Source organism: Aggregatibacter sp., assembly GCF_057314075.1.
In genome coordinates this window covers 150,491-168,276 of the sequence record NZ_DBHLAR010000008.1, presented here as the reverse complement: position 1 = coordinate 168,276, position 17,786 = coordinate 150,491, and the positions used below count along the sequence as shown (strand labels likewise).

The window sequence follows — 17,786 nt, the reverse complement described above, 5'->3', positions numbered from 1 at the left end:
AGCAACCGTAATTCTCTTTATTGGATTTTGACCTGTTGTAATTCTAAAATCGCCACCCCAAACACCTCCGCATATCTCTCCAACACCTTATCCGACAATTTAGCAAACACGCTTGGTTTAAAGTGTCGTTTGATTTGCCATTGCCAGAAGCCTGTGGCTTGAGCGAGGCTGGGGAGGTCAAAACGATAACGGTACATATAATAAAAGAGCGGTGACTTTTCGCCGCGTTTTACGGCGTTTAACGCTTCGTTAGTAAGTTGATTGAGTTCTTCCACCGCTTGTTCTGTCGCGAATTCTTCCGTTTCCCAGCCGTTCGACGTGGCGGTTTGGTAGTTGCCATCTTGGGTGGCATAGACCACTTTGCGTTGCCCGCGAAAGATTTTGCTGTTGTCTTGCGGGATATCGTTAATTTCCATTGACGACCTCAAGCAACATAAAACAGGATGAAAAACGTCCGCTTTCCGGAATATAACACAACACTTTTTGCCCGTTTTTTAGCGGATATTTCTCTAAAAATTCCTGAAGAATGATGTAGATGGAGGCTGAACCGGTATTCCCTTTGGTTTCCAAATTGGTAAACCACTTCTCTTGTGGAATAACGAAATTGATATTTTTCAGCCCGTCCAACAATTTGTCACGGAAAAAACCGGAAGAATAATGCGGCAGGAAATAATCAATATCTTCGGCTTTCAAACGATGTTTTTCGATTAAACGCAATAGGGCATTTTCTACCGTGCAACGCACAATATTTTCGTTGAGCAATTTGACATCCTGTTTGACCGACATGAGACTGCGCGCATCGCGCTCGTCCTTAGTGACATTTTTCCAACTGATAAATCGTGTATCTTGAATTTCTGCGCCGGCATACATGCAAACCGGCATTTCGTTAGCATAGGAAATCAGGTCAATCCAGTGTATTTTCAGGCTAATACCTTGCGCGTTCGGTTGATAGCTTAACTGCACCGCCCCAGCGCCATCAGACAACATCCAACGTAAGAAATCTTTTTCAAAACCGATTTCGGGTTTGGCGTCTTCCAATTGTTTTTGGTCGATTTCTGCTTGGAAATGTTCACCCCGCATAATGGCGGAAGCCGTTTCGGAGGCCACGGCAATGGCGCCTTGATGCTCACCTGTACGAATGGCGTTATAAGCATGTTTCATCGCTGCCATGCCGGCCACGCAAACTCCTGCTGTCGTGAGCACTTCGTACGCCGGTGCATTTGGGATTAAACCATGCACCATCACGCCTTGGCCGGGCATGACTTGATCAGGATAGGACGTGCCACAAGCAAGACAGCTGACGTCATTAACATCCATCCCTTGTGCAATTAACCCGTTGATTGCTTCAACCGCTAATTCCGTGCCGGTGTGTGTGGTTTCTCGTGTCGTTGGATCAATTGCGTAATGACGGGTTTTGATGGCATTGGAGCGCAAAATCATTTTGCGTACACGGGACGGCGTATCGCCTACCATGCCCAATACGTGTTCCATGTGATCGTTATCCACAGGCGCATTGGGTAAAAAAGCAGCGACTCGGTTAATGTAAACATCGGCTAGTGCAGTCAAGATTATTCCCCTGATGGTTCGGCAAAATAGCGTTTTTGACGCGCTAATTTTTCTTTTAATAATGGTTTAAGTAAGCGTTTGATGACCGCAGAGAGCGGCACGACCGTGAGGATCAGTATAATTAAAAAGAGAATATAAAAATAGAGCACAACACGGCGAAAACGCGGTGAAATTTGACCGCACTTTAACAGCAATTTGCCCCACAAATAGAAACTACGATGACCGACTTTCTCACTCATCATCAGTTTTTCATCAATTTTGACCGCACCCATGTGACGAAAGAGCGCGTTATTGAGCGGTTGGTCTTCATTCAGGGTTTCTGCCAATTTGATGCCAAAGCGTTGCATATCATGCAGTTCATCATCGCTAATGCCGGCACTGGGAAGCCATGAAAAATAACGTTTCTTTCCGCTTAACATCCAAGCGGGCATGGTGATAAAACTGGCCCACGAATTGGATTGGTCGGTTTTTACAATGTTTCCGATAAGAGGCGCATCAAGTGCGGTCAGCATTTGCTTTATTTTTTCTTGTGCTATCAGCCACATATTGCGACAGCCGATCAGTGTGATCACCGGTGTATTCTTCAAAATCTTGGCTTGCTCTGATTGCAAAAAGGCGGTGATGGGCTGTGAGGGTGACAAGAACCAAACCGTATAAGCAATGATGACTAAATCATAGTGTTTTTGTTGTAATTCGGGTGTTTCTATTGGTGCCGGCTTTAGGTGTACCGATTCCGGAAATTGATTAAAAAAGGGAATAAATTTCCAAGGAAAGGTATAAGGTTGAAGCGGACGAATTTTATATTCTTCGATCACGGTGTTTTCTTGTTGTTTTAATGGATGAAGAAAATGACTGGTCAGCGCATCAAGCTGTCCTGTTTGGGAGTAAGAAACCACTAAAATATGTTTTTGAGCGTCTGACATAGGTTAGAAATATTGGGCTAAATAAAAATATAAAGCTTAGATTTTATCCTATTTTTAATGAATTTTTAATTGCTCTTACAAAGAGGCGTTATAAGAAAATCTACAATAAAAAAGACCGCACTTGACGATTTAAGAGTTAAGAGCAAAGTGCGGTCTTTTTTAGAAGGGTTTTAACGCAAGAAATAGCGATATGATTTGCTATCGGTGACATCTTGGTAGACGTAGTCCAGTTTTTCTAATGCACTTTCAAGCTCGGCGACATCGCTTTGTTCCAACTGAAATCCTGCGAGGATATTGCCGTAGTCGGCACCGTGGGCACGATAGTGGAAAAGTGAGATATTCCAACGGTTTTGTAGCGTTTCAAGGAATTTCAACAACGCACCTTTTTGTTCCGGGAATTCAAAGGTGTAAAGGCGTTCGCCGTAATTCGCAACCCGTCCGCCCATTAAATAACGCACGTGGGTTTTGGCGATATCGTCATCGGACATATCTTCTACATCGAAACCATTTTGTGTGAGATCGGTGATGATGTCGGCTTTTTCTTGTTCATTTGCCGTGCGAACCCCCACGAAGACACAGGCACGTTTGTCATCAGCATAACGGTAGCTGAATTCTGTGACCGCACGATTGCCCAATACATGGACGAATTTTAAGAAGCTGCCCGGCTTTTCAGGCATGGTGACCGCAAGTAAGGCTTCGCGATTTTCACCGATTTCGCAACGTTCGGACACATAGCGAAGCGTATGGAAATTCAAGTTGGCACCGGACAAAATTGCTGCCATGTTTTTGCCTTGAATGTTGTGCTGTTTGACGTATTTTTTCAAACCGGCTAAGCCTAAGGCGCCTGAGGGTTCGGATACGGCACGGACATTTTCAAACAAATCTTTCATCGCGGCACAGACTTCGTCGCTGTCCACCAGCACCATGTCGTCGAGGTATTGTTGGCATAGGCGGAAGGTTTCATCACCAATCCGTTTTACCGCTACACCGTCGGCGAATAGGCCAACGTGTGCTAAATCCGTCGGTTCACCTTTTTCTAATGCGGCAGTTAGGCAGGCAGAATCTTTAGATTCTACGCCGATGACTTTAATTTCCGGCATAAATTGTTTGAGTAAAATTGCCACCCCGGCGGCTAAACCGCCACCGCCAACTTGCACGAAGACATAATCCAAATCCGCCACTTGTTGCAACATTTCCATCGCTAATGTGCCTTGGCCGGCAATGACTAACGGATGGTCGAAAGGCGGAATAAACGTCATGTTTTTTTCTTTTGAAAGGGCAATGGCTTTGGCCTTGGCTTCATCGAAATTGGCACCGTGCAATAACACTTCGCCGCCGAAACCACGTACCGCATCCACTTTAATGCTTGGGGTGTTTTGCGGCATCACGATAAGGGCTTTTAAACCAAGTTGTTTTGCCGATAATGCCACGCCTTGTGCATGGTTGCCTGCCGAAGCGGCAATCACACCGGCCTGTTTTTGTTCATCAGACAGGGTGGAGATCATGGCATAAGCGCCACGTAGCTTGAAGCTGTTAACCGGTTGGCGGTCTTCACGCTTAATCCAAATATGGTTATGCAGACGGTCGGATAATTTGCTCATTTTTTGTAATGGCGTGACTTGCGCTGCTTCATACACGCGTCCGCCAAGTTTCACGATAGCGTTGATGTAGTCGCTTTGGGGGGGGTGTGGGTTGGTGAGTAGGCTTTTCATAGTATTTCTTTTATTCGTTTATCTTCGACATGAATGACATTGAGTTCTTCGGCATCATAATTTCGGTTAGAGCGACCTTCAATACCTATTTTGAAATCTTCATCTAATCTATCTTGTTTTAAAACTAACGTAAAAATTCCGGGATGATGACATGAAACAGCATATCCTTTACCATTATCCAAATGGATAACATCAAAATCTGCTGACAGTGTAGCTACTTGAACTTTTCCCCATTTACGTAATAATTCTTTAGCTTGTTTTGCTAAATCTTCTTCGGGCTCAAGTAAAATAACGCAAGTTCCATTTTCAAACAGCACCCAAGACTTCTCATCTCCATTAATGCTATCCTTCCAAACATCAATTAACTTTTCGTTATAAGATGATGCGCCAATCCCAACTATTTCTTTTTTGTTAAAAAAATCGAGAGATGCCATTAGAATCTTCCTATATTTTTTCAAAACACTCAGAAAAATGACCGCACTTTATTGAATTTTGTTGTAGGGACAGGTTTTATACCTGTCCCTGTTCGATATTGATAAGGACAGGCATAACGCCTGTCCCGACAATTTTTTATTTTAATAGACTTTTATCACGCACAGCGCCTTTATCCGCCGAGGTGGCGAAGTGGCCAAACACTTTTAAGGCGAAAGACACTTCACGTTCACGGTGAGCCGGTTGCCAGCCTTTGGCATCTTGTTCGGCGCGGCGTTTGGCTAATTCTTCATCGCTGATGTTGAGGTTAATCGCACGATTCGGAATGTCGATTTCGATAATGTCGTCATCCTGTACTAAACCAATCGCACCACCAGAAGCGGCTTCAGGTGAGGCATGACCAATCGATAAGCCGGATGTGCCGCCGGAGAAACGTCCGTCTGTTAACAAGGCACATTTTTTGCCTAAGCCCATGGATTTTAAATAGCTGGTCGGATAGAGCATTTCTTGCATACCCGGGCCGCCTTTTGGACCTTCGTAACGGATGACTACGACATGACCCTCTTTGACTTTGCCGCCTAAAATCCCGGCAACAGCGTCTTCTTGGCTTTCAAACACGATGGCACGACCGGTGAATGTCCAGATGGATTCATCCACGCCCGCGGTTTTGACGATACATCCGTCTTCGGCTAGATTACCAAATAATACGGCCAATCCGCCCTCTTCGGAAATGGCATTTTCTTTATTGCGGATACAGCCGTTTACACGGTCATCGTCCACGCTGTCCCAACGGCAATCTTGTGAGAAAGCTTGGGTGGTACGGATGCCTGCCGGGCCGGCACGGAAGAATTTGTGCAATGCTTCGTCTTTATTGCGGATGATATCGTATTGATTTAATTGTTCTTCCAACCTCATGCCCAACACGGTTTTGGTGTGTCGGTGAATTAAACCAGCGCGATCCAATTCGCCCAATAAGCCCATAATCCCGCCTGCGCGATGTACGTCTTCCATGTGGTATTTGTTAGTGTTCGGGGCGATTTTACTTAAGCAAGGCACTTTGCGAGATAAACGGTCGATGTCTGCCATTTTAAAATCTACGCCGGCTTCTTGCGCTGCGGCAAGTAAGTGTAAAACGGTGTTACTGGAACCGCCCATGGCGATATCTAAGCTCATGGCGTTTTCAAAGGCGTCAAAAGTGCCGATGGAACGTGGCAATACGCTTTCGTCGTCTTGTTCGTAATAACGTTTGCACAGTTCGACAATTTGGCGACCGGCTTTTAAGAATAAGTCTTTACGGTCGGCGTGGGTGGCAAGCATAGAACCGTTGCCCGGTAAACTTAAACCAAGGGCTTCCGTTAAACAGTTCATAGAGTTGGCAGTAAACATCCCTGAGCAGGAGCCACAAGTCGGGCAAGCGCTGCGTTCAATGGCATCAATACGCTCATTACTGACATTCGGATCCGCTGCTTCAATCATCGCATCGACTAAATCTAAGCGGATGAGTTGATCGGAAAGTTTGGTTTTGCCGGCTTCCATTGGACCGCCTGAAACAAAGATGGTCGGAATATTCAAACGCATTGCCGCCATTAACATTCCCGGGGTGATTTTGTCACAGTTGGAAATGCACACCATGGCATCGGCGCAGTGGGCATTGACCATGTACTCCACGCTGTCTGCAATCAAATCACGGCTTGGTAAGGAGTAAAGCATCCCGCCGTGTCCCATGGCAATACCGTCATCCACCGCAATGGTGTTAAATTCTTTTGCCACGCCGCCGGCTTTTTCAATTTCCGCCGCGACCAGTTGTCCCATGTCTTTTAAATGCACATGTCCCGGCACGAATTGGGTGAAAGAGTTCACTACCGCAATAATGGGTTTGCCGAAGTCATTTTCTTTCATCCCTGTTGCACGCCATAAGGCACGTGCACCCGCCATATTACGACCCTGAGTGCTGGTCGCTGAGCGTAGTTTTGGCATAAATAAGTTCTCCGAGTAAATTTTTAGGGTTTGTTTTTATTTTCCAGATAAAGACTGAATTGCATAAAAAGGTAATGAGATAATTGCTAACGGTACAAAAATAATCATTGCCGCTGATGCTCGTCCAGCTACTGTAACGTTATCCTCTGTTGCTTCAGCACTGAATCTTTTTTCTTGACGATATTCTAAGTACTTAGTTTCTAAAGGTTTAATCAATTTGGCTTTTTTCAAAATCTCATTTTTATTTTTAATATCAACAATTTCACCATCTTTCATTATAAAAAATATATTATGTTCATGCATATAGTAATATTTTTGTCCATAGAGCTCATTAGATTGCTTTTGAGTAAGCTCTTTATCATTAAAATATAATGTTAATGTAGCTTTCACTTTGTTTTTTTCAACATCTTTGGCGATAGAATGAATTTTCACAGATGATATGTTTTTTACGTAAGGTGATCGTAAGATACGAATTAAATCTCCAGTTTCACTATATTCTGAACCGGCAAAGTGATAACTATTAAGTTGCCCTATAGCATAAATGTTGTCTTCTGCTATAAAGAAAGAGTGTATTACTTCTTTTTGAGAAGATAGTTCTTTATCTTGTAATGAAGTGCATCCAAATAGTACGAAAGTAATAAGTAACTCCAATAACAAACGTATATTTTTCATTATTTAATCTCCACCACATCATAAATTTTCTCCAACTGACTGACCAACAAATCTAAAGTGCGGTCGGATTTTACGGTGAATTTTAACCGCACTTTGTCGTCAATCAGTTGCATATCCATTTGGGTCACGGTGAAGCCACGGTGGCGGATGACGCGGAGAATGCGTTCCAGCACTTCGGGGCGGTGTTGGGCGGTGAGGTCGATTTGGTGTTCCATGTGATTACTCCATACTTTCCAACATATCTGCGTTGCACGCGCCCGGCGGCACTAACGGCCACACGTTTTCGTCGGAATGGATGCAAATATGCAATAAATAAGCCTCTTGGCTGTTGAATAAGCGTTCTAGCGCGGCATCCACTTGATGGGCGGAATCAATGCGTTCCCCTTTAATGCCGAACGCCGAGGCGAGCACCACGAAATCCGGGTTGTCGTCTAGAATCGTGCTGCTGTGACGGGCATTGAAGAAGAGAGATTGCCATTGGCGCACCATGCCGAGACGTTGGTTATCCAATAACACAATTTTAATTGGGGCTTTGCCACGACCAATGGAGCCAAGTTCTTGAATGTTCATCATGATGGAGCCATCACCGCTGACTAAAATGACTTCATCTTCCGGGCGGGCTTTTTTCGCACCGATGGCGGCTGGCAAGCCGAAACCCATGGTACCGAAACCGGCGGAGGTGATGAAGTTTTCCGGGGCGTGATGTTGCACGTGTAATGCCGACCACATTTGATGTTGTCCCACATCGGTGACAACGATGGTTTCCGGTGTTTTTTGGCGTGAAATGCTGTTGAGCAACCATAACGGGTTGATGAGTTGTTCGCCGTCATGTTCACCGTAGCTGAACGCAAATTGTTGTTTATATTGTGCGACGGTTTGTTGCCAAGGGGCGATATCAAGCGGCACGCTTAGACTTTCTAGCGTGGCGATTAGATGGCCACGTAACGCCACATCTGGTCGGCGTAATTTGCCTAATTCGGCGCCATCGATGTCCACATGAATCACTTTCGCGTGTGGCGCGAAGGTGTCGAGTTTGCCCGTCACGCGGTCATCAAAACGCGCACCGAACACGAGCAATAAATCAGCTTCCTGGGTGGCGTAGTTAGCGGCTTTGGTGCCGTGCATACCGATCATGCCGAGATAATAAGGATCGTCAGGCGATACCGCGCCAAGCCCTTTTAAGGTCACGATACTTGGCATTTGGGTGGTGTGTAAGAAATAACGCAATGCCGGCACGGCGCCTGCCATACCCACACCACCACCGATATACGCCATCGGGCGTTTAGCGTGTTTTAATAACTCAAGTGCCTGGGTTAGTTGTTTGTCGCAAAGTGCGGTCGTTTTGGGCAGCGAATTCACGATAGGTTTTGCCGTGGTTGGCGCAACTTGTACGTCTTTCGGCACATCGATCAATACTGGCCCCGGTCTGCCACTTTTGGCGATTTCAAAGGCTTTGGCGATAATTTCCGGTAATTCGTCAATATTCTGTACGATAAAACTATGTTTGGTGCAGGCAAGAGAAAGTCCTAATACATCCGCTTCCTGAAAGGCATCAGTGCCGATAAGTGGCGAAGCTACTTGACCTGTGATCGCTACAATCGGAATAGAATCCATTAAGGCATCGCCCAGTCCGGTGATGAGGTTAGTTGCGCCGGGGCCGGAAGTGGCAATACATACGCCAACTTTGCCTGAGGCACGCGCATAGCCAATAGCCGCCATGGCAGCACCTTGTTCGTTACGGCAAAGTAAATGGTCTAAGCCGGAATCATAAATTGCATCATAGGTCGGCATGATGGCACCGCCGGGATAGCCGAAAATGGTATCCACGTGATGTGCTTTTAAGCACTCGATGATTAAATTTGCACCGTTCATATTCGTAGCTGTGTTCAATTGTTAGGGAAGCGATTTTTTCGTGTGAAAGGTTTAATCTTTTATTACATTTCCTGAAAAAATTCAAGAAAACCGCCAATATTTTTATGCAAAATTTGCTACCATTAGCCATTATGTCATTTAAGGTGAAAAATTATGCAAAAACGTCCCTATCGCGCCATCGTGTCGGACATGGATGGAACCTTACTGAACGAACATCATGTTATCGGTGATTTTACTGCGCAAACCTTGGAACATCTGTATGACAACAAAGTCGATATTATCCTTGCCACGGGGCGTAATTACTTTGATGTATCCAGTATTTTAAAGAAAACCAAAGTGAAAGAGGCGGTGTTGATTACGTCAAATGGCGCACAAGCGCATAATCTACAAGGCGAATTATTGTTGAATAATGCCTTGCCGGAAGAAATTGCGTATCAAGTCATGAATTTGCCCTTTGACAACAACCGCGTCTGTGTCAACAGTTATCAGGCTGATGGCTGGTTTATCAACAAAGACATTCCTGAGCTTTACAAATATCACAAAGATTCCGGCTTTTTGTACGAGGTGGTGGATTTTAAGCAACATCACGGACGAGATACCGAAAAAGTGTTTTTCATTGCCCGCACGCCGGCAGATTTGGTGGAATTGGAACAACGTCTTCGTCAGGACTTCGGCGAGAAAATCAGCCTGACGTATTCCACGCCGATTTGCTTGGAAGTGATGAATAAAAATGTGTCAAAAGCCACCGCACTTGCACAGGTAATTGAGCAACGGGAATACGGTTTGCAAGATTGTATTGCCTTTGGTGATGGCATGAATGACGTCGAAATGCTGGCAGAAGTGGGCAAGGGATGCATTATGGGAAATGCCGATCCGCGCTTAGTGCAGGCGTGTCCACAACTAGAAGTGATCGGTCGCCATGGACATGAAGCCGTCGCCTCTTACCTTCGCGCGATTTTTGGAATTTATTGATGCCAATATTATCTTCTTTACTCTGGATTAGTGGCGGTGCGGTGCTGGGTGCTTGCTTGCGTTGGGGCTTGGGATTGTTGCTCAATCCGTGGTTTAGCGCTTTTTCTTTTGGCACCTTGAGCGCCAATTATTTAGGCAGTTTTATTATCGGTGCGCTATTTGCCTTATTTTGGTTCATTCCTCAACTTTCGGAGGCTTGGAAGTTGTTTTTGGTGACTGGCTTTCTTGGTAGCTTAACCACGTTTTCCTCATTTTCCATTGAAGTGGTCAACAATTTCCTAAACGGCAAACTCGGCATCGCCTTGGGATTAATTGCCGCCCACGTCATCGGCAGTTTATTGTTTACCCTATTGGGCTTATTGTTGGTTCGCTATGCGCTGAAGTAAAAAACGCATAAATATGTTGTAAGGTTGGCGTACGAATCGCATCGGTTTCAAACAGAATTTCATGTTTTGCTCCGGTGATTTTTTTCAGACTGCCACACATGAAAAGTGCGGTGAGTTTTTCCAACGTTTTATTATTGACGATTTGTTCTTGTTCCGCCTCTAACACCAATACCGGCGTTTCAATGCGTGGCAATATTTTCGGCAAATGTTTAATGGCTATTAGACACAAATATGCCCACCGGAAAGTCGGTCCGCCCAAGCGAATAGAAGGGTTTGCCAAATTAATTTCATTCATTCTTTGCATTCGCGCGCTATCATGGCTTAACAAATTTTCCTGCACATCCACCGGTTTATACGGCCCTTTGCCGAACACATAACGCTTTCCTTGCCCAAATAACATCATCAGACTTAACAGCATTTCATCACGCACAGGGTGCTTTAAAGGCATACCAAAAAACGGCGCGGAAAAAACAGCACGTTTAATCTGGTGATCAAAATTCGCTAAATAGTAGGTTGAAATCAACGCCCCTAAAGAATGGGCGAGCAAATATTGTTGCTCGTAGGAGTAAAGTGCGGTCACATTTTCGATGATTTTTGCCATGTCTTGTGCATAAAACCGAAATTCATCCAAATGGCCTTTTTCGCTGTCCGACAACAATCGTTGTGAATAGCCTTGACCGCGATGATCAAAAATCAGCACATCATATCCCTGCGCATAGAAATCTTGTGCAATTTCTGTCCATTTCAGGATATTTTCTACCCGTCCATTGACCAAAATGACCAAATTATCGGCAACCGGCTGGTGAACGCAATGTCGATAAGCCAATCGGCAGCCGCGTTGTCCCTCAATGTATTGCAAGGGAAATTGTTCGGCGAAGAGGTGTAATGGGGCGTTCTCTATGTTGTGCATGGTAAATGAGTCGTTGAGGCAAAAGGGGGCAAAATAAAAAGAGGAAAAAATAACCGCACTTTAAAGTACATCTCAAAAAGTGCATCTAAAGTGCGGTCGGTTTTCAGCGCGTTTTTAAACTATAAAACATCAACGCAGTTTAAGTCTTCGAAAGATTGTTCTAAGCGTTTAGACATCGATTCTTCCATTTTGCGTAACCAAACGCGTGGGTCGTAGTATTTTTTGTTCGGTGCATCAGGGCCTTCCGGGTTGCCTAATTGACCTTGCAAATATGCTTCGTTCGCTTTGTAGAAGTTTAAAATACCGTTCCAAGATGCCCATTGGGTGTCGGTGTCGATATTCATTTTAATTGCGCCATAGCTAATCGCTTCACGAATTTCTTCACGAGAAGAGCCGGAACCACCGTGGAACACGAAATTGATTGGTTTTGCCGGAAGGTTGCGTTCTTTGGCAACGAATTCTTGGCTTGCACCTAAGATCGATGGTTTTAATTTTACGTTACCCGGTTTGTACACGCCGTGTACGTTACCGAATGCGGCTGCAACGGTAAAGTTCGGGCTAACCGGATGTAATTGGTCGTAAACATAAAGCACATCAGATGGTTGGGTGTAAAGACGAGATTCATCGACGCCGGAGTTGTCCACGCCATCTTCTTCACCACCGGTGATACCGATTTCGATTTCAAGGGTCATGCCCATTTTGCTCATACGAGCAAGGTATTCACGGCAGATTGCCATGTTTTCTTCCATCGGCTCTTCGGAAAGGTCAAGCATGTGGGAAGAGAATAATGGACGACCGGTTTCAGCGAAGTGTTTTTCACCGGCTTCAAGTAAGCCGTCGATCCATGGCAGTAATTTTTTCGCTGCGTGGTCGGTGTGTAAAATTACCGGTACGCCGTATTCCTTGGCTAAAGTATGAACGTGTTTTGCACCTGCAATCGCACCTAAAACGTCAGGACGTGCACCGCTGGTCGGTTTGATGCCTTTGCCGGCATAGAAGGCCGCACCACCGTTAGAGAATTGAATAATGACCGGCGCTTTCACGCGGGCAGCCGTTTCTAAAACGGTATTCACAGAGTCGGAGCCGACGCAGTTGACGGCAGGCAGTGCGAAACCGTGTTCTTTTGCGTATGCGAATACTTTTTGAACATCTTCACCGGTAAGCACGCCCGGTTTGACGATATCTAATAATTTAGCCATTTTCGTTTTTTCCTTTTGTGTTGGGTGGGTTGATTCCACCGTTTAAAGAATGTGTTTTACGTTGATTGATAGCACGCGTCAGCAGACGCGCGCTATGACGATCTTACGCAGAAAAAGTGCGGTTAGTTTTTCGCACGTTTTTCGAGGATTTCGACTGCCGGTAACACTTTGCCTTCTACGAATTCTAAGAACGCACCGCCACCGGTAGAAATGTAGGAAATTTTATCTGCGATACCGAATAAATCGATGGCGGCAAGCGTATCACCACCGCCCGCAATGGAGAACGCATCGCTGTTAGCAATGGCGTGAGAAATGATTTCTGTTCCTTTGCGGAAGTTTGGGAATTCAAATACGCCCACTGGGCCGTTCCATAATACGGTTTTTGCATTTTTAATGATTTCGGCAAGTTGTGCCGCAGATTTATCGCCAATGTCAAAAATGGATTCATCATCTTTCACTTCGGTCACGGATTTTTCTGTTGCCGGTGCAGTTTCGGAGAACTCGGTACCCACACGAACATCCACCGGTACAGGAATATCGGTGCTTGCTGCTAATTCTTTAGCCACCGGGATTAAATCGGCTTCGTATAAGGATTTGCCTACGTTATGACCGACTGCGGCAATAAAGGTGTTGGCGATACCGCCACCCACGATAATTTGGTCGGCAATTTTGGAAAGTGAGTTTAATACTTCTAATTTAGTGGAGACTTTAGAACCACCCACGATCGCCACCATTGGACGTGCAGGTTCTTTTAATGCTTTACCCAGCGCATCAAGTTCTGCAGCAAGCAATGGACCTGCGCAGGCAATCGGTGCAAATTCTGCAACGCCGTAGGTAGAGGCTTGCGCACGGTGTGCTGTACCAAAGGCATCCATCACGAAAACATCACAAAGTGAGGCGTATTTTTTACCTAATTCCGGATCGTTTTTCTTTTCGCCTTTGTTGATGCGCACGTTTTCTAACACCACGATTTCACCGGCGTTCACATCAACACCGTTAAGGTAATCGCGTACTAAGCGTACCGGGACATCAAGATGTTCGTTTAAATAATCAACAACAGGTTGGAGGGAATCTTCAGGGGTGAATTCACCTTCGGTCGGACGACCTAAGTGAGAGGTAACCATCACTTTTGCGCCTTTTTCTAAGGCTAATTTTAAGGTTGGGATGGTGGCACGGATACGCGCATCGGATGTGACTTTACCGTCTTTTACCGGCACGTTTAAGTCGGCACGGATAAATACGCGTTTACCCTTTAAGTCTAAATCGGTCATTTTAATTACTGACATAATTTACCTCTCTTTAGTGGTTAAAATTAAAAATAAGAACTGTTGGCATTATACCTGTAACTGAGTAGCTTGTAACCTGAATTCAAGGGTTCAACTTTAGGATTACACATTTCATTGATCCGTGTCGAATTATTGAATTAATAGCCGGTTCGACTACTTGGGCAATCCATAATTTGCCAGTCTAAATCGTAACAAATAAAGAGTTCATTACGTGCGGCGCCCAAGTAAACATTCTTTAATTGCGGGTTATTTTTTCGCATCCATTTAAACAGTTCGGTACGGCTTAATTCATAGTTCGGTAGCTTCAAAGTGCGGTATAAATTTTTGATCTTTTCAAAATAATCTTGCGCATTGTTAAACATACACGCACCGTGTTTTTCCCACTCGCCTTGTAATAAGGCGGCACTTGGCACTTCAGGCAAATAGCGTTCAATCAGATCTTGCGGTAATTGCGGCAAATCGCCTTGACAAAAACGGGGGTGATCGGAGACTCTTCGAGCTTGTTTGTTTTGTGACCACAATCCATGCACAATCCAGCCGAATTGTTGGGTTAAGCCGCATTGATATTGCAAAGAGGTCGGCAAATGATCGCCGTATTGTTGACGTTGTCGTTCACAGAATGCCGGTGACCAAGACAACACAAGGGTGTAATAATCGGTTTGCGCCTGTTTATTTTGCCCGATAGGATCATTTTTCATAACATAATCGTAATTACGATCAACCACCACATCAACGGCTTGTTTCTGTTGAGAAAAATAATACCAGCCGGCAAGTGAAAACATTAAAAATGCCACTACAAAAAAAGACAGTAGCAACAGACGTTTTTCGTTCATAAAATTCCTTTCACTTTGTTAGTGTATTGATTATAATCCGACCCTTTCATTTTCCCTGAGGATGTTATGGCGCTACTCATCACTGACAAATGCACGAATTGCGATATGTGCTTGCCGGAATGCCCGAATGAAGCAATTTCAATCGGCGATGAGATCTATGTCATTGATCCCGAACTGTGCACCGAATGTGTCGGTCACTACGACACGCCCACCTGCCAGAAAGTTTGTCCTATCAGCAAATGTATTATCACCGACCCGGATCACGTGGAAAGCGAAGAACAGCTATGGGAGCGCTTTGTGTTAATTCACCACGGGGACAAACTGTAACGTATTTGAAAGTGCGGTGAAAAAAGAGGGCGTTTTTATGCGCCCTAACTTTTCTCGTTTTATCTAAAATACCATTTTGCCAGTAAAATGCCGGCATTGACCGATACGTTTAACCCATTTTTCACTGGGCTGGCAAACGCCAAACGAACCTGCTCATCGTTTTTCTCTGATAAAGCCTCTGTCGTGCCTTCACTCAGCACAAAAACCGTTTTATTTTTTAACCGCACTTTATCCAATGCGGTTGCATTTTCATCGCTGCTCACATGAATAATTTGATAACCGGTTTGGCGTAATTGGGCAAGTGCATTGCGTGTGTCATTGGTTTCCAATACACGCACATATTCCGCACCGCCTTCTGCAACGCGTAAGGTCACGGCAGAATTAAGGCTTTCAGCGTTCTCTACCACAATATTTTTTACCCCGAAAAAAGCGCAAGTGCGTAAAATACCGCCAATGTTTTGTGCGTTGTTCACATTATCTAACAATACCAAGCAATCTTCTTGATGTGGCACATCGAGATAGCCTTGCAACGTAAACGGATGCGCTTTTTTCACCAACATACAAATGCCACCGTGGTGTTCTGTGCCGCTGACTTTGATCATCTCGTCGTTGTCCACAATGTGATACACCTTTTTATTGGTGGCTAAATAACTGCAAATATCCCCAATTTTATGAGCCATTTGTACGGTTGCCCACAAGCGTACAATGCTTCCCGGACGTTGTTGAAATAAGGCTAAACACGCGTTTTCACCATACACTTTCATTTCTTCTGCGCGATTCTTTTTAATTTTTTCCGGTGCGCGTGGTGACAATGGGCCGGTCTTTTTCTCTCTCGGCTTATCATCGAAACGACTGCTTTTGACGGTGACTTTCACGTTGCCTTCCGCACCACCGGCTTTTTTCATGGTGCTTTCGGCAATATGTAAGGTTTTTTCTTGGCTTTCAGCGCGTTTAAATTTCGGCTTAGTATTTCTGTCGTTCTCTCTTTCTCGGCGAAATTCTTGGCGAGAATCGCTTTTTGAGGAGGAAAAGTGCGGTCGATTTTTATCGCGTTTTTGACGGTCATCACCGACACTGCGTTCGGAAAAAGTACGGTTGTTTGATTTGAAAGTCGGTTTGTTTGAATTTTGGTTCATAGTTGTGTTGCCGATAGGGTGGATGAATGGAATAAATTTGCGCTGTTGGCAATAAATTTGTGAGCATTATAACGAAAACCAGCCTTTTTTCTACCAAGGGGGGCGATAAATATTGTAAACTATCGCCCCAATTAGGTTCCGACTCATTGAGTACAACAGAGAACAAATTTTATGTTTAGAGATAAGACAATACGGGCTCAAAAGCGTCTTGAAAGCTTGCCATGTTTAGCTTTACAGGCGGAACAAGTTGAATTTATTTACAGCCCAATGGCATTTAAAAATGAAATTATTCAACTGATCAGACAGGCGAAAACGCGTATTTTTGTGACCGCACTTTACTGGCAAAATGACGAAGCCGGGCAAGAAATTCTCGATGAAATTTACCGTGCGAAACAAGATAAGCCTGAACTTGAAGTGAAAATTTTAATTGATTGGCATCGTGCGCAACGCAATTTATTAGGCGCGGAAAAGAGTGCAACGAATGCTGATTGGTATTGCGAACAACGTCAAAAATATCAACTTGCCGATGATCCGAATCTATTTTTCGGCGTGCCGATCAATACGCGCGAAGTGTTCGGTGTGTTGCATATTAAAGGCTTTGTTTTTGATGATACCGTGCTTTACAGCGGCGCCAGTATCAATAACGTGTATTTACAACAAAATGAAAAATACCGTTATGACCGTTATCAAAAAATCACCCATCCGCAATTAGCTGATAGCATGGTGGCGTTTATTCGTGACTTTTTGTTAAATAGCGATGTGGTGTTGCCGTTGGATAGCGTTAATCGCCCGAAAACCAAAGAAATTCGACAAAATATCCGCCATTTCAGAAAAAATCTTGCGCTAAATGGGCAATATACTTTCACAAGTGCGGTCGATTTTGGCAACGAATTAACGGTAACGCCGTTATTTGGTCTCGGTGGGGCGGGCAATGTATTAAATCGGACGATCGAAGATTTATTCCAGTTGGTGGAAGAAAAGCTCACTATTTGTACGCCGTATTTTAATTTCCCGCGGACATTGCAACACAAAATCCGCCAGTTGCTACATAAAGGCAAAAAAATCGAAATTATTGTGGGCGATAAAGTGGCGAATGATTTCTATATTCCGCCGGAACAACCGTTCAAAATGGCCGGGGCGTTGCCGTATTTGTATGAAAACAATCTTCGCCGCTTTAGCAAAAAGTTCCAACATGAAATGGAACAAGGTCAGCTGATTATTCGCACATGGAAAGATGGTACAAACACCTATCATCTGAAAGGCGTTTGGGTTGACGATAATTATATTTTGTTGACCGGCAATAATTTGAATCCACGTGCGTGGCGCTTGGATGCGGAAAATGGTTTATTTATCCATGATCCGAAACAACAACTTTTACCTCAAGTGGTTCAGGAATTAGATTGTATCCGCCAACATACGACAGTGCTTCAACATTACACTGAGTTGGAGGAAATGAAGCAATATCCGGCGCCGGTGCAGAAATTATTGAAAAAATTTGCCCGCATTAAAGCGGATAAGTTAGTGAAGATGATTTTGTAATCACATTGTAAGTGCATTTATACTCAATATAAAAAAGGATTGTC

General features: G+C 44.5%; 18 protein-coding genes. 4 read left to right on the top strand and 14 right to left on the bottom strand.

Going from position 1 to position 17,786, the window contains the following annotated elements; genetic code table 11:
* Positions 1–17: 17 nt before the first annotated feature.
* The 9 genes from ACO5E4_RS06320 to ilvG form a co-directional block, all read right to left on the bottom strand.
* Complete coding sequence (locus ACO5E4_RS06320) at positions 18–416, bottom strand: DarG family dialkylresorcinol biosynthesis protein (protein ID WP_485862450.1); 399 nt, start codon at positions 414–416, stop codon at positions 18–20.
* Positions 406–1,566 carry a beta-ketoacyl-ACP synthase III gene (locus ACO5E4_RS06315; protein ID WP_485862449.1) on the bottom strand — a complete coding sequence of 387 codons (1,161 nt, stop codon included), beginning with the start codon at positions 1,564–1,566 and terminating at the stop codon, positions 406–408. Before ACO5E4_RS06315 ends, ACO5E4_RS06320 begins: the two co-directional genes overlap by 11 nt.
* Positions 1,567–1,568: 2 nt before the next feature.
* Positions 1,569–2,489, bottom strand: a complete 921-nt coding sequence (locus ACO5E4_RS06310; protein ID WP_485862448.1) for a dialkylresorcinol condensing enzyme — start codon at positions 2,487–2,489, stop codon at positions 1,569–1,571.
* A gap of 170 nt (positions 2,490–2,659) precedes the next feature.
* Entirely contained in the window at positions 2,660–4,201 is a 1,542-nt protein-coding gene (ilvA, locus tag ACO5E4_RS06305) for a threonine ammonia-lyase, biosynthetic (RefSeq protein WP_485862447.1), read from the bottom strand.
* Positions 4,198–4,635, bottom strand: a complete 438-nt coding sequence (locus tag ACO5E4_RS06300) for a hypothetical protein (RefSeq protein WP_485862446.1) — start codon at positions 4,633–4,635, stop codon at positions 4,198–4,200. Before ACO5E4_RS06300 ends, ilvA begins: the two co-directional genes overlap by 4 nt.
* Before the next feature lie 136 nt (positions 4,636–4,771).
* Positions 4,772–6,610, bottom strand: a complete 1,839-nt coding sequence (ilvD, locus tag ACO5E4_RS06295; RefSeq protein WP_485862445.1) for a dihydroxy-acid dehydratase — start codon at positions 6,608–6,610, stop codon at positions 4,772–4,774.
* Between the two features lie 36 nt (positions 6,611–6,646).
* Positions 6,647–7,282 carry a hypothetical protein gene (locus ACO5E4_RS06290; RefSeq protein ID WP_485862444.1) on the bottom strand — a complete coding sequence of 212 codons (636 nt, stop codon included), beginning with the start codon at positions 7,280–7,282 and terminating at the stop codon, positions 6,647–6,649.
* Entirely contained in the window at positions 7,282–7,497 is a 216-nt protein-coding gene (gene ilvM, locus ACO5E4_RS06285; RefSeq protein ID WP_111306350.1) for an acetolactate synthase 2 small subunit, read from the bottom strand. The genes ACO5E4_RS06290 and ilvM overlap by 1 nt, the downstream gene beginning before the upstream one ends.
* Positions 7,498–7,501: 4 nt before the next feature.
* A complete protein-coding gene (ilvG, locus tag ACO5E4_RS06280) occupies positions 7,502–9,154 on the bottom strand; it encodes an acetolactate synthase 2 catalytic subunit (RefSeq protein WP_485862443.1) in 1,653 nt (550 codons plus the stop codon).
* A gap of 153 nt (positions 9,155–9,307) precedes the next feature.
* On the opposite strand from ilvG, the gene ACO5E4_RS06275 reads away from it, so the two are divergent.
* Both ACO5E4_RS06275 and crcB read left to right on the top strand, forming a co-directional pair.
* Entirely contained in the window at positions 9,308–10,126 is an 819-nt protein-coding gene (locus ACO5E4_RS06275) for a Cof-type HAD-IIB family hydrolase (protein ID WP_485862442.1), read from the top strand.
* Positions 10,126–10,512, top strand: coding sequence for a fluoride efflux transporter CrcB (gene crcB, locus ACO5E4_RS06270; RefSeq protein WP_485862441.1), 387 nt, complete (start codon positions 10,126–10,128; stop codon positions 10,510–10,512). The genes ACO5E4_RS06275 and crcB overlap by 1 nt, the downstream gene beginning before the upstream one ends.
* Here the strand turns inward: crcB and ACO5E4_RS06265 are convergent.
* The 4 genes from ACO5E4_RS06265 to ACO5E4_RS06250 all read right to left on the bottom strand — a co-directional run bounded on the left by ACO5E4_RS06265 (position 10,469) and on the right by ACO5E4_RS06250 (position 14,740).
* Positions 10,469–11,422 carry an alpha/beta fold hydrolase gene (locus ACO5E4_RS06265; RefSeq protein WP_485862440.1) on the bottom strand — a complete coding sequence of 318 codons (954 nt, stop codon included), beginning with the start codon at positions 11,420–11,422 and terminating at the stop codon, positions 10,469–10,471. The genes crcB and ACO5E4_RS06265 overlap by 44 nt on opposite strands.
* 119 nt (positions 11,423–11,541) lie before the next feature.
* Positions 11,542–12,621 (bottom strand): class II fructose-bisphosphate aldolase, encoded by a 1,080-nt coding sequence (fbaA, locus tag ACO5E4_RS06260; protein WP_314953952.1) that lies wholly within the window; start codon positions 12,619–12,621, stop codon positions 11,542–11,544.
* A 122-nt stretch (positions 12,622–12,743) separates the two neighbouring features.
* On the bottom strand, positions 12,744–13,907 hold the full coding sequence (pgk, locus tag ACO5E4_RS06255; protein ID WP_485862439.1) for a phosphoglycerate kinase: 1,164 nt from the start codon (positions 13,905–13,907) through the stop codon (positions 12,744–12,746).
* Between the two features lie 137 nt (positions 13,908–14,044).
* Positions 14,045–14,740 carry a ribonuclease T2 family protein gene (locus tag ACO5E4_RS06250; protein ID WP_485862438.1) on the bottom strand — a complete coding sequence of 232 codons (696 nt, stop codon included), beginning with the start codon at positions 14,738–14,740 and terminating at the stop codon, positions 14,045–14,047.
* 66 nt (positions 14,741–14,806) lie between these two features.
* Here ACO5E4_RS06250 and ACO5E4_RS06245 point away from each other — a divergent pair, with 66 nt between their 5' ends.
* Positions 14,807–15,067, top strand: coding sequence for a YfhL family 4Fe-4S dicluster ferredoxin (locus ACO5E4_RS06245; RefSeq protein ID WP_032997744.1), 261 nt, complete (start codon positions 14,807–14,809; stop codon positions 15,065–15,067).
* A 59-nt stretch (positions 15,068–15,126) separates the two neighbouring features.
* Here the strand turns inward: ACO5E4_RS06245 and ACO5E4_RS06240 are convergent, their stop codons facing one another.
* A complete protein-coding gene (locus tag ACO5E4_RS06240; protein WP_485862437.1) occupies positions 15,127–16,203 on the bottom strand; it encodes a tRNA/rRNA methyltransferase in 1,077 nt (358 codons plus the stop codon).
* Between the two features lie 171 nt (positions 16,204–16,374).
* On the opposite strand from ACO5E4_RS06240, the gene pssA reads away from it, so the two are divergent.
* Positions 16,375–17,742, top strand: a complete 1,368-nt coding sequence (gene pssA, locus ACO5E4_RS06235; RefSeq protein ID WP_485862436.1) for a CDP-diacylglycerol--serine O-phosphatidyltransferase — start codon at positions 16,375–16,377, stop codon at positions 17,740–17,742.
* The last annotated feature ends 44 nt before the right edge of the window (positions 17,743–17,786 follow it).

What these genes read in the sequence shown, in the direction of transcription:
- ACO5E4_RS06320 (WP_485862450.1), bottom strand. Translation starts at nt 416, where the DNA reads ATGGAAATTAACGATATCCCGCAAGACAACAGCAAAATCTTTCGCGGG.
- ACO5E4_RS06310 (WP_485862448.1), bottom strand. Translation starts at nt 2,489, where the DNA reads ATGTCAGACGCTCAAAAACATATTTTAGTGGTTTCTTACTCCCAAACA.
- ilvA (WP_485862447.1), bottom strand. Translation starts at nt 4,201, where the DNA reads ATGAAAAGCCTACTCACCAACCCACACCCCCCCCAAAGCGACTACATC.
- ACO5E4_RS06300 (WP_485862446.1), bottom strand. Translation starts at nt 4,635, where the DNA reads ATGGCATCTCTCGATTTTTTTAACAAAAAAGAAATAGTTGGGATTGGC.
- ilvD (WP_485862445.1), bottom strand. Translation starts at nt 6,610, where the DNA reads ATGCCAAAACTACGCTCAGCGACCAGCACTCAGGGTCGTAATATGGCG.
- ACO5E4_RS06290 (WP_485862444.1), bottom strand. Translation starts at nt 7,282, where the DNA reads ATGAAAAATATACGTTTGTTATTGGAGTTACTTATTACTTTCGTACTA.
- ilvM (WP_111306350.1), bottom strand. Translation starts at nt 7,497, where the DNA reads ATGGAACACCAAATCGACCTCACCGCCCAACACCGCCCCGAAGTGCTG.
- ilvG (WP_485862443.1), bottom strand. Translation starts at nt 9,154, where the DNA reads ATGAACGGTGCAAATTTAATCATCGAGTGCTTAAAAGCACATCACGTG.
- ACO5E4_RS06275 (WP_485862442.1), top strand. Translation starts at nt 9,308, where the DNA reads ATGCAAAAACGTCCCTATCGCGCCATCGTGTCGGACATGGATGGAACC.
- crcB (WP_485862441.1), top strand. Translation starts at nt 10,126, where the DNA reads ATGCCAATATTATCTTCTTTACTCTGGATTAGTGGCGGTGCGGTGCTG.
- ACO5E4_RS06265 (WP_485862440.1), bottom strand. Translation starts at nt 11,422, where the DNA reads ATGCACAACATAGAGAACGCCCCATTACACCTCTTCGCCGAACAATTT.
- fbaA (WP_314953952.1), bottom strand. Translation starts at nt 12,621, where the DNA reads ATGGCTAAATTATTAGATATCGTCAAACCGGGCGTGCTTACCGGTGAA.
- pgk (WP_485862439.1), bottom strand. Translation starts at nt 13,907, where the DNA reads ATGTCAGTAATTAAAATGACCGATTTAGACTTAAAGGGTAAACGCGTA.
- ACO5E4_RS06250 (WP_485862438.1), bottom strand. Translation starts at nt 14,740, where the DNA reads ATGAACGAAAAACGTCTGTTGCTACTGTCTTTTTTTGTAGTGGCATTT.
- ACO5E4_RS06245 (WP_032997744.1), top strand. Translation starts at nt 14,807, where the DNA reads ATGGCGCTACTCATCACTGACAAATGCACGAATTGCGATATGTGCTTG.
- ACO5E4_RS06240 (WP_485862437.1), bottom strand. Translation starts at nt 16,203, where the DNA reads ATGAACCAAAATTCAAACAAACCGACTTTCAAATCAAACAACCGTACT.
- pssA (WP_485862436.1), top strand. Translation starts at nt 16,375, where the DNA reads ATGTTTAGAGATAAGACAATACGGGCTCAAAAGCGTCTTGAAAGCTTG.